The sequence below is a fragment of the Photobacterium lipolyticum genome (genome assembly GCF_003026475.1).
In the GTDB taxonomy this organism is placed as follows: domain Bacteria; phylum Pseudomonadota; class Gammaproteobacteria; order Enterobacterales; family Vibrionaceae; genus Photobacterium; species Photobacterium lipolyticum.
On the sequence record NZ_PYMC01000023.1, the window covers coordinates 1 to 14,389 of the forward strand.

Consider the following 14,389-nt stretch of genomic DNA (forward strand, 5'->3'; position numbering starts at 1 on the left):
CGCCCCCCCGGCCCCATGATCGGCTGCTTAAAGACCAGAGACACCGGATCCGCGATGATGCCGACCTCTTTCCGCCAGGCGGCAATGAAGTCATCGATCACCGTATTGCGCGATTCGGCACTCAGTAAATCTAGCCGGACCGTCGCCACGTGAGGGCCATTTTCGTCAGCATCGGCATTAAAGTTATATTGCTCGGTAATATGCTCAACGAGTGTTTGACCGCCTTCTTTTCCGGCGCTCCATTGCTGATTGAGCTTTTCTGCGGCCACCACTATCTGCTGTACGACTTTTTCTGTTTGTGCCAGCGATGAGCCCGGCGGTAAAATCACCCGCGCTTCAGCAATGTCGCCGTCCAGTTCAGGAAAGCCGACAAATTTCAAAGCCCCGCCGGCAAGAAGTGAAAATGAGATAAACAGCATCGCAATCACACTGCCGAGGAACAGGTATCGCCAGCGTACAACGGCCTCCACCGCAGTAACCAGCTGCTTCTGGCGGAATGCTTCAAATTTGTTTAAGAACCAGGCTTTGAAGGCCAAATCCGGTTTTTCCCCTTTGGCCCCGCGGCCTTGCTCGCGCTGCTTCTTCAGGGAATGACTTAAATGGTGAGGCAAAATCAAAAATGCCTCGACCAGACTTAAGGTCAGTACCAGAATTAACACCTGAGGCACCACCTTCAGTACCGCCCCCATCTCGCCTTGGAGAAACAGTAAGCTACCAAAAATACAGACTGTCGTAAGATAGGATGACAGCACCCCGGGGAAGACTTTTTTCACCCCGTTGGTCACCGCCTCGGTAACCGGCTGACCGCGTTCGAGATGGGCGGCAATGGATTCGGCGATCACAATCGCATCATCCATCATGATACCAATCGCCATTAACAGGGCGACCAATGACATGATATTGATGGATAACCCTAATCCTGTCATGAGAAACAGACTGCCGAGAAAGGCGACAGGCAATCCCGCAGCAACCCAGAATGAATAGCGGAAAGTGAAAAACAGCCACATGGTGGCAAACACCAATGTCACCCCTTGCCAGCCATTTCTTACCATCATGGTTAAGCGATCCCACAGCAGCGATGACAAGTCATTAGTCATGTTAAGGGTGACACCTGTGGGGGCGATCTGGTTTTCATCTTCGACAAATTGCGCGACCCGCTCTTTAATACGCAGGGCGTCGTCCGCTTTGTTCTTGCTCACCTTCAATATCGCGGAAGGCTGACCATCAAACAGGATCTTTTGTTCATCAAGCTCAAAACGATCGGTAAGCGTCGCGATATCGCCAAGTCGCAACATGCCCCCTTCACTGTCTGCGCCGATAACGGTTTGTGCCAGGGCCGTTGGCGTGATCTTTTGTTCATCAAAGCGGAGCAATAAAGTCTTGTCTCCGAGCTCTATATTTCCGCTCGGTAATTTAATATTCTGCCGCGCCAAACGGTCAGCAACATCGCCGACACTCAACCCCAACTGGCGTAACGAAGCTTCTTTGAGCTCAATCCGGATCTGATGATCGGAAAAACCACTCACCGCCACTAAAGAGACCCCATAATCGAGCTTTAGCTTACGTTTGAGCTGTTCGGCATACGCTTTCAGTTGCGGCCAGCTGGTATCGGCATTAATCGCGACATCGACGACCGGCTCATTCCAGTCCAGCTCCCGCACAATCGGTGATTCAATCTCGTTAGGAAAATCATTAATCGCATTGATTTGAGTCTGAACATCCACCAGCATCCGCGACACGATATCGCTGTGGGTCAGCTTTAATATCAAAGAGGCCGAGCCTTCTACGGCTTCACAGCGGGTTTCCACTATATTGGCCAAGCCATCGACAGCATCTTCCATCCGCATACAGATACTCTCTTCCACCTCTTGTGGTGAAGCGCCAGGATAGACCACCGAGGCGATAATGTAGGCTGGTGAAAATTCAGGGAAAGTTTCTCGCTTAATTTGCGGCAGGGCAACCAGCCCCAGCAGCAGCAAGGTCAGCATTAACAAGTTAGCGGCCGTCGGATGACGCGCGAAATAACGGATCATGGTGTCAGATCCTCTGCCGAGGCAGCCATCTCCGGCGACGACTCTTTCACCGCTTCGCCATTCAGGCTCACCACCCTGAGCGCCATCCCCGATACGGCAGGCAACAGATCGTTGACGATCAGTTGTTGCTGATCCGCCAGTTCACCGCTGATGGCAACGACACCATCACGGCGGAACAACACGTTAACTGGCTGAATTTTTAGCACCTTATTATTAGCCTTGCCGCTATCAACCAGATAGACATATTCACCATGCAGCGCACGCTCGGGGATGATCCAATGGGCATTCGCCTGACCTTCAATTCTGGCTTCGACGAACATGCCGTTAACTAATGGGGCGGTTTCTGGCGATAACTGGCTGTAATCCTGATCGACTTCCAGGATCACCCCGGCCGTGGCCTGGTTGGCATTAACGGTATCACTGATACGGGTCACGGTTGCCGGCCATTGCTGGATAAAACTGCCGCTGGAAAGCTGGATGCTCGCGGTCAGATCAAGCTGATCCGCTCGGGGGCGCCCATCGGCATGGGCGGTATACTGGGTCAGGCTTGAGGCCAGTACCTGCATATCATGCAGGGCAACCTGCGCATCGATTTCGATCTTATTAATGCCATAAGCTACCAGCATCGACTGTTGCAGGTTTACCACCTGATCCTGTTCGATATCAACGCTGGAAATTCGCACATCAATAGGCAAAGCAATGACCGTTTTTTCCAGCGAACGTTTGGCTTCCGCCTGACGAGATTGATTGATATGTAACTGCGCGAGTGTCACCTTGCGTTCATTGGGTAACACGATCAGCTGGTTTTCAATATCCTGCACGGCCTTCTGGCTGGCAAGATAGGCTTGTTTTTCCAAATCCAGCGCTGACTGGGAAGTCAGCCCTTTACGGCGCAGCTCTTCCTTGCGGGCCACTTCTTTTTGGCTGATCGCCAGACGATTACGTTCAATCTTTAGTGTCGCCTTGAGGTTTTGCTGCTCCTGATCTAACTTGGCCAGTTGCGCCTGACTGGAGCTGATGTCCGCCTCGGCCTGGGCCAGTGTTAATTCGTAATCCAGCGGATCAATTTTGATAATTACCGTTCCGGCATCCAGAACCCGGCCTTTTTCTAAATCAGGGTGACGATAGACAACTTTCCCTGTGACTTGTGCAATCGCCTGCCATTTAACCTTCGGTTTTACCCGGCCAAAACCACTGACCACAGGAGCCAAAGGTTGCTGCTGCAAGCTAATCACATCAACGGCCCGGGCCCGGTTTGCAGCAGGTTTCACTCCGGGGGAGGGGCGCATTTTAATGGCTATAACCAGCACCAAAACCCCAAATAAAATGGTGGGAAAAAGCAGTAACTTCCGGTTGATTTTCACGTGGCATCATCTCCTTGCTCAGCCAGGAACCCTTGCGTCAGCACCTTGACATTGTGATCAGCCAATTCCATTAAATAGGCTTCATTGATTTCCATCCCCTGAATATCCATCATCGCCAGCGGGATCAGAAACGGAAATACCAACATACTGATGAAGGTCATTCTGGCTTTTTCCGGGCAAATATCCCGGTGCAGTCTGCCCTCATTTTTAAGCTGCTTAAATATCAGTTCTGATGCGGGGTTAGTGAACTCATTGAATATTTTCTCAAAAGCCTGACGCTGTATATCACCTGGCTCCATCATCATAGTCCGTGTCATCAGCTTTGGCAGATCCGGATTGGGTGCCATAATGCGGTAATAAGTTCGCATCAAATCACCAATACTTTGGATATCACCTTTACTCAACACTATCTGGATCTGATTGTGTATTGGCTCAAGCGTTTCGCGCAGCATGTTTTCAAACAGGCCGGCCTTATTACCAAAGTAATAACGGATCATCGCCACATTAACATCGGCCCGACTTGCAATCATGCGGGTAGAAACCTTGCTGTAAGGCAGCGCGACAAACAGTTTTTTGGCTTCAGCGATCAAACGGGATCTGGCATCAGATTCTCCCACGGGGCGACCTGCTTTCCCGGTCATAATGGTTTTACTCACTCAATATTAATCATTTGATTAATAATCTACTCTACAAGCGACGATTCCGCTTACTGGATTTATTCACTCCAATCTAATCAAATGATTAATTACCAACTGTGATACTCGTCATCATCTCTGCACTTAGGCTCATTCCTGTTACAACAATGCACACACCGGAATATGCCGAGGTAATATCAGAAGCAACCGATATCCACCACGGTGATAGTCATTGCCATTATCCACTGGGTCTAGCTCTTCACTCAAACACTTAAAAATCATACAGATAGCAATTAGTGCAAAATAAATATTCAATTAGTGGTTGACGTTTAACCTGTCTATTTGGTATTCATTTGTTAATCAACTTTGTGGAAGTCATTTAAAAAATGAAAAATCGTTTCTCTTTACTCCTGAGCCTCCTCCTTATCGTGAATAGTTCGCGCGGGTAGCTTATAGGTGAGAAACACCACATAAGAATTAAAAAAACCCGCGCAGTCTGCGCGGGTTTTTTCATATTACAGAGCCAGCGCAAGCGGATGCAGACTAAGCCTTACACAGGCAGGCCAATTAAAAGGAAGTAGCTATGAAAGATCAGGTTATTATTTTCGATACCACTTTGCGCGACGGCGAACAGGCTCTATCCGCCAGCCTAACGGTTAAAGAAAAACTTCAAATCGCCTATGCACTGGAGCGTCTCGGGGTTGATGTGATCGAAGCCGGCTTCCCGATCTCTTCTCCCGGTGATTTCGAATCGGTTCAGACTATTGCTAAGCACATCAAAAGCAGCCGGGTCTGCGCCCTGTCGCGGGCTGTTGCAAAAGACATTGATGTCGCCGCTGAGTCACTAAAAGTAGCCGAAGCATTCCGCATCCATACTTTCATTTCTACTTCTACTATTCACGTTAAGGACAAATTGCGCCGCAGCTATGATGATGTCATCGAAATGGGTGTTGCTGCTGTCAAGCGCGCCCGTAATTATACCGATGATGTTGAATTTTCTTGTGAAGACGCTGGCCGTACCCCGATTGACAATCTGTGCCGGATGGTCGAAGCCGCCATCAATGCCGGTGCCAACACCATCAATATCCCGGATACCGTCGGCTATACCCTGCCCAACGAGTTTGGCGGGATCATCGCACAGCTGTTTGATCGCGTGCCGAATATCGACAAGGCCATTATTTCCGTTCACTGCCATGATGATCTGGGCATGTCGGTTGCCAACTCGATGGCGGCGGTTCAGGCAGGTGCCCGCCAGGTAGAAGGGACGATTAATGGTCTGGGCGAGCGTGCCGGTAACTGTTCGCTGGAAGAAATTGCAATGATCATCAAGACCCGCGCAGACTTCCTGGGAGTTCACACCAACATCAAGCATGACGAAATTCACCGCACCAGCAAACTGGTCAGCCAGCTTTGTAATATGCCAATCCAGGCGAATAAGGCGATTGTCGGTGCCAATGCATTCAGTCACTCCTCGGGGATCCACCAAGATGGCATGATAAAGAACAAAAATACTTACGAGATCATGACCCCTGAATCGATCGGCCTGAAAAACCAGGCACTGAACCTAACCAGCCGTTCTGGTCGCGCTGCAGTTAAAAACCATATGGATGCGCTGGGTTACACCGAGAAAGATTACAATCTTGACACGTTATACACCGACTTCCTGAAGCTGACCGATCGCAAAGGACAGGTGTTTGACTACGATCTGGAAGCGCTGATGTACTTTGCCAACCTGCGTGATGAAGATGACTTTTTCAAGCTGAATTATCTGAGTGTGCAGTCTGGCAGCATCATGGCGACGACCAGCATCAAATTACAATGTGGCGATGAAGAGAAATGTGAGGCGGCGGTTGGTAACGGGCCGGTAGACGCACTATACCAGTGTATCTACCGCTTAACCGGCTATGAGATCGTGCTGGACAAGTTCGATTTGACCGCCAAAGGCGAAGGCGAAAATGGTCTGGGCCAGGCGGACATCATTGCGAACTACAAAGGCCGTAAATATCACGGTACCGGTCTGGCGACCGATATCGTTGAAGCCTCGGGGCAGGCTCTGCTTCACGTAATCAATAGCATCTACCGCGCAGATCAGATAGCTGAAATCAAAGAACGCATTGCGACGGTTTAACCAAACAACCTTATTCAAAGTTAGGTTGATTCAACGCTATTTGGTGCAAGAACACAGAGAAAGCGCGGAGTTTATAAGTATAAATGAGCACTTTCGATACCGTGCTTGTACGAAATAGCAAAGAAGCAAGTTAACGAAAACAGAAATCAAAGATGGAGACAGAATAACCATGGCAGGTACATATAAAATAGCAGTTCTACCGGGTGACGGTATTGGCCCGGAAGTCATGCAACAGGCGCATAAAGTATTGGATGCGGTTGAAGAAAAGTTCGGTTTTACACTAGAACGTTCTGAACATGATGTCGGCGGTATTGCGATTGATAACCATGGTTGTCCATTACCAGAATCAACCATGCAAGGCTGTGAAGCATCAGATGCGATTCTGTTTGGTTCAGTCGGTGGCCCGAAATGGGAACACCTGCCACCAAATGATCAGCCTGAACGTGGTGCGTTACTGCCACTACGTAAGCATTTCCAGCTGTTCTGCAACCTGCGTCCGGCACAAATTCATAGCGGCTTAGAAAGCTTCTCACCATTGCGTGCCGATATCTCCGAGCGTGGCTTCGATATTGTGGTTGTCCGTGAACTGACCGGTGGCATTTACTTTGGCCAACCTAAAGGTCGTGAGGGCGAAGGCCCGCAAGAGAAAGCATACGACACGGAAGTTTACCACCGCTACGAAATCGAGCGTATTGCGCGTATCGCCTTTGAATCAGCACGACTGCGCGATAAAAACGTCTGCTCAATCGACAAAGCCAATGTACTGCAGAGCTCTATTCTATGGCGAGAAGTCGTCGAGGAAGTGGCAAAAGAGTACCCGGATGTCACGCTGAACCACATGTACATCGATAATGCGACCATGCAGCTGATCAAAGATCCGTCACAGTTCGACGTGATGCTGTGTTCAAACATCTTTGGTGACATCATCTCTGACGAATGCGCAATGATCACCGGTTCGATGGGCATGCTGCCTTCGGCAAGCCTGAACCAGGACAAGTTCGGTATGTATGAGCCGGCAGGGGGGTCAGCGCCGGATATCGCAGGGAAGAACATTGCTAACCCGGTCGCACAGATCCTGTCTGCGGCCCTGATGCTGCGTTATAGCCTAGGTGAAGAACAAGCCGCGCGAGCAATAGAGCAAGCGGTATCTCAAGCACTGGAAGCCGGCGAACTCACTGCCGATCTAGCCGGTAAAGGTGCCGCACTGAGCACTAGCGAAATGGGCGACAAAATCGCAGCTTATATTCGCCAAGCTTAGATTCATCGCTAACAACCCGATATCAATTATACCTGTCGTTAAACACACATATAAAAAGTGAAACGACAGGCATTAATGACAAGGAACATCGAACAATGTCAGCAAAAACCGGAACATCAAAAACACTGTATGAAAAAGTCTACGATGCCCACGTCGCGGTAGCAGCGGAAGGTGAAACCCCAATACTGTACATTGACCGTCACTTAGTGCACGAAGTTACCTCACCGCAAGCCTTCGATGGCTTGCGTGAAAAAGGGCGTAAAGTTCGCCAAATCGGCAAGACTTTCGCAACGATGGATCACAACGTTTCAACCCAGACCAAAGACATTAATGCATCGGGTGAAATGGCGCGTATCCAGATGGAAACATTAGCAAAAAACTGTCAAGAGTTTGGCGTCACCCTATATGACCTGAACCATAAATATCAAGGCATTGTGCACGTCATGGGTCCAGAGCTAGGCATTACCCTCCCGGGTATGACCATTGTTTGTGGTGACTCGCACACCGCCACTCACGGGGCATTTGGCTCCCTGGCATTTGGTATCGGTACGTCAGAAGTCGAGCACGTACTGGCAACGCAAACCCTGAAGCAGGCCCGTGCTAAAACGATGAAAATCGAAGTCAGGGGCAAGGTTGCTGAAGGCATTACGGCCAAAGATATCGTGCTGGCGATTATCGGAAAAACCACCGCTGCTGGCGGTACCGGGTATGTGGTGGAGTTCTGTGGTGAAGCCATTACCGATCTGACCATGGAAGGCCGTATGACCGTCTGTAACATGGCCATTGAACTGGGTGCAAAAGCCGGTCTTATTGCCCCGGACCAGACTACCTTTGACTACATTAAAGATCGTAAGTTTGCCCCTGTCGATGCGAACTATGAAGCGGCGGTCGAATACTGGAAGACCCTGAAAACCGATGATGACGCTGAATTTGATGCTGTTGTGACATTAGATGCAAAAGAGATCAAACCTCAAGTCACTTGGGGAACCAACCCTGGTCAAGTTATTGCTATTGATGAATTAATACCTGGCCCTGACAACTTCACCGAGCAAGTAGATAAAACCTCGGCAGAAAAAGCACTGGCCTACATGGGGCTAGAAGCAGGCAAGAAATTATCTGATTTCAATATCGATAAGGTCTTTATTGGCTCTTGCACCAACTCTCGTATCGAAGACATGCGTGCAGCGGCGGCGATTGCCAAAGGGCGTAAAGTCGCAGCCAATGTTCAGGCTCTGGTGGTTCCGGGATCTGAGCAAGTAAAAGCCCAAGCTGAGAAAGAAGGGCTGGATAAGATCTTCATTGAAGCAGGGTTTGAATGGCGCCTGCCGGGGTGTTCAATGTGTCTGGCGATGAACAATGACCGCTTAGGGCCAAAAGAGCGCTGCGCGTCAACGAGTAACCGTAACTTCGAAGGTCGCCAAGGTCGTGATGGTCGAACGCACCTGGTGAGTCCGGCAATGGCAGCGGCAGCAGCATGTGCCGGTCACTTTGTTGATATCCGCGACTTAGATAACGCAACGGCTTAATCAGGAAGGAACGAACAATGATAGGTTTTAAACAACACACAGGATTAGTGGTTCCACTTGATACCGCGAATATTGATACCGATGCGATCATTCCAAAGCAGTTTTTGCAAAAAGTAACACGCACAGGGTTTGGTAAGCACCTGTTCCATGACTGGCGCTTTTTAGATGATGCCGGCAAGCAACCGAATCCTGAGTTTGTCATGAACTTCCCGCGTTATCAGGGTGCCAGCATCCTGCTGGCTCGGGAAAACTTCGGTTGTGGTTCATCCCGTGAACACGCCCCCTGGGCACTGGCTGATTACGGCATTCAAGTGATGATTGCACCCAGCTTTGCCGATATTTTCTATGGCAACGCGATCAACAACCAGATGGTACCGGTTCGCCTGACCGAGCAGGAAGTTGATGAAATCTTCCACTATGTCGAAGCCCATGAAGGGGCTAAGGTCACCGTCGATCTGGAAGCAATGTCAGTGACCGCTAACGGAAAATCGTATTCATTTGAAATTGATGAATTCCGCCGTCACTGCTTGCTAAACGGTCTGGATAACATTGGCCTGACCCTGCAGCATGAAGACGAAATCACGAAATACGAAAATAACATTCCGTCATTTCTAGCTTAAAGTAAGCAATCACTAACGAAAGGCGCTCTGTCAGAGTGCCTTTTCTTTATACCCAAACCGTTTAATGCTAGCTTTTAGTAAAAAATAAGGGGACAACGATGCGCACCTTACTTTCGCTATGCCTGTTAATGGTTTCGAATATCCTTTGGGCTGCCCCAAAAGCCGATCTGTGGCCCTACTGGCAACAAAGCAATGAAACCAATCGCGTCACTGTTTCCCATGTCCTCTGGCAGCAACTGCTGGACAAGTACCTAATTCAGCAACCTCAGCAGACGTTGTTTCGCTACCGCGCAGTTTCCGATAAGGATAAGTGGGAGCTTGACCGCTATATCCGCTCCCTCACTGCCAGCGATCCCCGTCAGTACCGTAAAAACGAGCAATTTGCTTACTGGGTTAACCTCTACAATGCGCTCACCGTCCGACTGATCCTTGATAATTACCCGCTGAAATCGATCACTAAACTGGGTGGGTTCTTCACTTTCGGACCTTGGGATGAAGAGCTGATCACCATCAATGGCAAACAATTGTCACTCAATGACATAGAGCACCGTATTCTGCGCCCGATCTGGCAAGATGCCCGTATCCATTATGTCGTCAATTGTGCCAGCCTGGGGTGCCCGGATCTTCAGCCACAGGCCTTTACTGCCAGCAATAGTGAAGACTTACTTGACCAAGCCGCCGACCGCTTTGTGAACAGCACCAAGGGCGTCAAGCTGACTGGCGACAAAGTCCGCCTTTCCTCTATCTATGACTGGTATGGCGAGGATTTTGGCAGTACGGCCGCACTGCAAAGCCACTTAAATCAATACAGGAAAGGGGCTCCAGTCCAACTTAACCACATCAGCTATGATTACGACTGGACGCTGAATGAAACAGAATAAGGCGGTGCGCCGCGATTAAACCAGCACAGGAGTATTACGCTGGCAACGGACTGCCTAGCGATTGTTCCGATTTCAAAAGAGAACCACTCTTCTATCAATCACTATCCTTAAACTTGACTCCCTGTGGTGTTCTGAATGGTTAGATAATTAATGGAATTGGTATTAGAATAGCTACTGTTCTCATTGGGGAGCCAATGTTGTTTAGGCAACAAAGGCTGAGATTGCTGACGCAGAACCCATTGAACCTGAACCAGGTCATACTGGCGTAGGAATTGAGAAAATAGCCACTGCTCGTTTCATCAGAGCAAAAGCATAAGACAACACCTTCTCAACCTTCGCTCACTTGAAATAATTGTCCCACAGAATGTTGGGCATCAGGAGCGCATCGTGAAAAAACGACTACCAATTCTTTCTCTGTCTTTATTAGCCGCAGGCTCAGCATGGGCCAGTGGTAATACCTTAACGGTCTATACCTACAGTTCATTTGCATCAGACTGGGGGCCGGGCCCGGCCATCGAAAAAACCTTTGAAGCCCAATGCGGTTGTAACCTTGAATTCGTCGCGCTTGATGACGGGGTGTCGATCCTAAACCGTGTTCGCCTGGAAGGCAGCAGCACCAAAGCGGACATCTTGCTGGGGCTAGATAACAACCTGATGGCGGAAGCCAAGCAAACAGGCTTACTGGCCGCACATAACGTCGATACCGGTGCCGTTAATCTGCCCAATGGCTGGAGTGATACGACCTTTGTCCCTTACGACTACGGTTATTTTGCCTTTGTCTATGACTCAGAAAAACTGGCGAACCCGCCCAAGAGCCTGGCAGAGCTGATCCAACGTGATGATATCAGCGTGATCTATCAGGATCCTCGCACGTCGACGCCGGGGCAAGGCCTGATGCTGTGGATGAAGTCGGTCTATGGCGATAAGGCAACGGATGCCTGGCAGCAGCTGGCAAAGAAAACCGTCACCGTCACCAAGGGCTGGTCAGAAGCATACAACATGTTCCTTAAAGGGGAATCTGACATGGTGCTGTCTTACACCACGTCTCCGGCTTACCACATCATTGCTGACAAAGAGAGCAAATACCAGGCGGCAGACTTCAGTGAAGGTCACTACATGCAGGTTGAAGTGGCTGCTAAGCTGAAAAACAGTCCAAACGCCAAACTGGCCGATCAGTTTATGACGTTTATTTTGAGTGATGATTTCCAGTCAGCAATGCCAACCGGTAACTGGATGTATCCTGTCACCAAACAAGCATTACCGACAGGTTTTGAGCAATTAACCCTGCCGGCGAAAGCCTTACAATTTAGTGCCAAGGAAGTGGCATCACAACGTCGCGGCTGGATCCGTGAATGGCAAAATGCCCTTACGCAATAGCGCTTACACAATCCTCTTCTGACTTAAGCGCTCTGACTAAAGAGCGCTTACAACAATGAATATTCTCAATAATGGTCTCTGACTTTTGAATACCCGTTTTAATGCTTCCCTGCCGGGCGTGATCACCGCCGGGCTGATCGCTACCGTGGTGATCAGTGCCATCACCGCGTTGATCAGTCAGGCGACCGACTTCAACGCTCTGCAGATCTGGCAAGATCCCTATCTGCGCCACGTGGCGGGATTCAGCTTTTATCAGGCTTTGCTCTCGACCCTGCTCAGCGTAATACCGGCTATTCCGGTTGCCTATGCGCTGTCGCGCCGGCAGTTTTTCGGCCGTAGCTTATTGCTGCGGCTATTTGCGATGACTCTGGTGCTACCGGTACTGGTCGCGGTCTTTGGCCTGCTGGCGATTTATGGCAAAAACGGCCTGCTGGCTGCCATACTGAGCATCTGGCAGCAGCCGCTACCGTTTAACCTTTATGGCTTACATGGCATTTTACTGGCCCATGTGTTCCTCAATTTACCGTTAGCCACCCGCCTGTTACTGCAAAGTCTGGAAGGGATCCCTTTTGAACAGCATAAACTGGCGGCACATCTGGGTATTACAAGTTGGAGTAAGTTCCGCTTAATCGCCTGGCCGCGCTTAAGGCAACAGCTGCCTCATGTGATTGGTCTGGTTTTCATGCTCTGCTTTACCAGTTTTGCGGTGATTATGTCACTGGGCGGCGGGCCAAAAGCCACCACCATCGAGCTGGCGATTTATCAGGCATTGCGCTATGACTTCGATCTGGCAGCCGGAGCCGTTCTGGCGCTGTGGCAAATGCTGATTTGCTGCAGCCTAGTGTTGTTCACTCTGCGATTTGCGAAGCCACTTTCAACCCTGACGGGATCTGTGGCAGAGCACCGCCCCAATTATCTCGACAATCGACGGGCAAAAACCTGGGACTGGATCTGGATCTGCCTTGCCCTATTGCTTGTTCTGCCGCCCTTACTAGCCGTCATCGGTGCCGGGCTGAACAATAAACTCCCCCAGCAACTGGCCGAGCCCGCATTGTGGCAAGCCATCGCAAATTCACTCAAGATTGCGCTGTTTTCCTGCGTGATCTCCGTATTCAGTGGTATCGCCATCTTACTGACCAGTCGTCACTGGCGTCTGCACAATAAAAGACTTCGCGCTGACGGGATAGAACTACTTGGCACTATTATTCTGGTTACCCCCAGCTTAGTACTCAGTACCGGGATCTTTTTGCTGCTGCGCCAGTATACCGATGTCTTTGCCACCGCTCTCTGGGTGGTTATCTCCGTCAATGCGTTAATGGCACTGCCTTATGTGATAAAAACCCTGAGCCAGCCAATGCTGCATGTCGCTCAGCAGTACAATCCATTGTGCCAGAGCCTGGGAATGAGCGGCCTGTCACGCCTGCGGCTGGTTGAATGGCGTGCCCTGCGCAAACCCATTGCCCAGGCCCTGGCGATCGGCTTTGTGCTCTCGCTCGGTGATTTAGGGGCTATCGCCTTATTTGGCAGTCAGGATTTCCAGACGCTGCCACTGTATCTGTTTCAGCTGTTGGGAAGTTATCAAATGGATGCCGCAGCTGTTGCGGCTTTGCTGCTGCTATTACTCAGCCTCGGGTTATTCACCGTGGTCGAAAAAGTCCTTATTTCTGACCATAAAAAGTAGAAGTCATAATGCTCAAACTCAATCACTTATGTCACCACTATTTGCGCCCCGGACAGTCAGCCCAGGATGGAACACAGCCGATGATATTCGACCTGCAGGCTGAAAAAGGCGATATTGTGGCATTGATCGGCCCAAGCGGGGCCGGGAAAAGTACCTTGTTAGCCATGGTAGCGGGTTTTCTTAACCCTGACAGCGGTGAATTGCACATTGCCGGGCAGCCGATAACAACCCAAACGCCCGCCGAGCGTCCGCTCTCTATTTTGTTTCAGGATCACAACCTGTTCCCCCACCTGACGGTGTTTGAAAATATCGGCCTTGGAATTCATCCCGGATTAAAGCTAAGCCGGGAAGATAAAGAAAATATTGTGGCCGCGGCATCTCGGGTGGGGATCAATAAATATCTCGACCGCCTGCCGGAACAACTCTCCGGCGGGCAGAAGCAACGGGTGGCGCTGGCACGCAGCCTGATCCGGCAGCAACCCTTGCTGTTGCTCGATGAACCGTTCTCGGCGCTGGATCCGGCGCTGCGCAAAGAAATGTTAACACTGGTCAAAAGCCTGGCGAAAGAGCAGAAAATCACCGTACTGATGGTCACCCACAGCCCCGAGGATGCCCTGAAGATTGCCAATAAATGCGCGTTTATCTATGAAGGCCAAGTGAAGGTGTCAGGCGAAACACAACAGATGTTAGGGAATCCGGAAGATGAGGCGTTAAAAAAATATTTAGGTATTTAAGATGTGCGAGTTTCGAGTTTCGAGTTTCGAGTTTCGAGTTTCGAGTTTCGAGTTTCGAGTTTCGAGGCAGAATGGTACAGAGCACCAGGGCTCTGTACCAAAAAATGACAGGAGAGTTGACTCTATTCACTCGTTTCTCGTCCCTCTCCCCT

Annotated in this window: 11 protein-coding genes and 1 riboswitch; of the genes, 8 read left to right on the forward strand and 3 right to left on the reverse strand. The window is 50.0% G+C overall.

The genetic code is table 11. The features are described from left to right. The 3 genes from C9I89_RS20430 to C9I89_RS20440 all read right to left on the reverse strand — a co-directional run. Positions 1–2,033: efflux RND transporter permease subunit (locus tag C9I89_RS20430; RefSeq protein WP_146155086.1), on the reverse strand; the 2,033-nt coding region annotated here is incomplete at its 3' end. Further along, complete coding sequence (locus C9I89_RS20435; protein ID WP_107285172.1) at positions 2,030–3,397, reverse strand: efflux RND transporter periplasmic adaptor subunit; 1,368 nt, start codon at positions 3,395–3,397, stop codon at positions 2,030–2,032. The genes C9I89_RS20430 and C9I89_RS20435, both read right to left, overlap by 4 nt. After that, a complete protein-coding gene (locus tag C9I89_RS20440) occupies positions 3,394–4,053 on the reverse strand; it encodes a TetR/AcrR family transcriptional regulator (RefSeq protein ID WP_245905533.1) in 660 nt (219 codons plus the stop codon). The genes C9I89_RS20435 and C9I89_RS20440 overlap by 4 nt, the downstream gene beginning before the upstream one ends. A gap of 562 nt (positions 4,054–4,615) precedes the next feature. Here C9I89_RS20440 and leuA point away from each other — a divergent pair. The 8 genes from leuA to thiQ all read left to right on the forward strand — a co-directional run bounded on the left by leuA (position 4,616) and on the right by thiQ (position 14,237). Next, positions 4,616–6,160 (forward strand): 2-isopropylmalate synthase, encoded by a 1,545-nt coding sequence (gene leuA, locus C9I89_RS20445; RefSeq protein WP_107285173.1) that lies wholly within the window; start codon positions 4,616–4,618, stop codon positions 6,158–6,160. A 169-nt stretch (positions 6,161–6,329) separates the two neighbouring features. Next, a complete protein-coding gene (leuB, locus tag C9I89_RS20450) occupies positions 6,330–7,418 on the forward strand; it encodes a 3-isopropylmalate dehydrogenase (RefSeq protein WP_107285174.1) in 1,089 nt (362 codons plus the stop codon). A gap of 95 nt (positions 7,419–7,513) precedes the next feature. Next, on the forward strand, positions 7,514–8,944 hold the full coding sequence (gene leuC / locus C9I89_RS20455) for a 3-isopropylmalate dehydratase large subunit (protein WP_107285175.1): 1,431 nt from the start codon (positions 7,514–7,516) through the stop codon (positions 8,942–8,944). Positions 8,945–8,961: 17 nt separating this feature from the next. Beyond that, positions 8,962–9,564, forward strand: a complete 603-nt coding sequence (gene leuD, locus C9I89_RS20460) for a 3-isopropylmalate dehydratase small subunit (RefSeq protein WP_107285176.1) — start codon at positions 8,962–8,964, stop codon at positions 9,562–9,564. Positions 9,565–9,662: 98 nt separating this feature from the next. Continuing rightward, a complete protein-coding gene (locus C9I89_RS20465; protein WP_107285177.1) occupies positions 9,663–10,445 on the forward strand; it encodes a DUF547 domain-containing protein in 783 nt (260 codons plus the stop codon). A 174-nt stretch (positions 10,446–10,619) separates the two neighbouring features. After that, positions 10,620–10,734, forward strand: a riboswitch (TPP riboswitch). Between the two features lie 98 nt (positions 10,735–10,832). After that, positions 10,833–11,822 (forward strand): thiamine ABC transporter substrate binding subunit, encoded by a 990-nt coding sequence (gene thiB, locus C9I89_RS20470; RefSeq protein ID WP_107285178.1) that lies wholly within the window; start codon positions 10,833–10,835, stop codon positions 11,820–11,822. 85 nt (positions 11,823–11,907) lie between these two features. Beyond that, positions 11,908–13,503, forward strand: coding sequence for a thiamine/thiamine pyrophosphate ABC transporter permease ThiP (thiP, locus tag C9I89_RS20475; RefSeq protein ID WP_107285179.1), 1,596 nt, complete (start codon positions 11,908–11,910; stop codon positions 13,501–13,503). Between the two features lie 8 nt (positions 13,504–13,511). Beyond that, complete coding sequence (thiQ, locus tag C9I89_RS20480; protein ID WP_107285180.1) at positions 13,512–14,237, forward strand: thiamine ABC transporter ATP-binding protein; 726 nt, start codon at positions 13,512–13,514, stop codon at positions 14,235–14,237. Positions 14,238–14,389 lie beyond the last annotated feature (152 nt).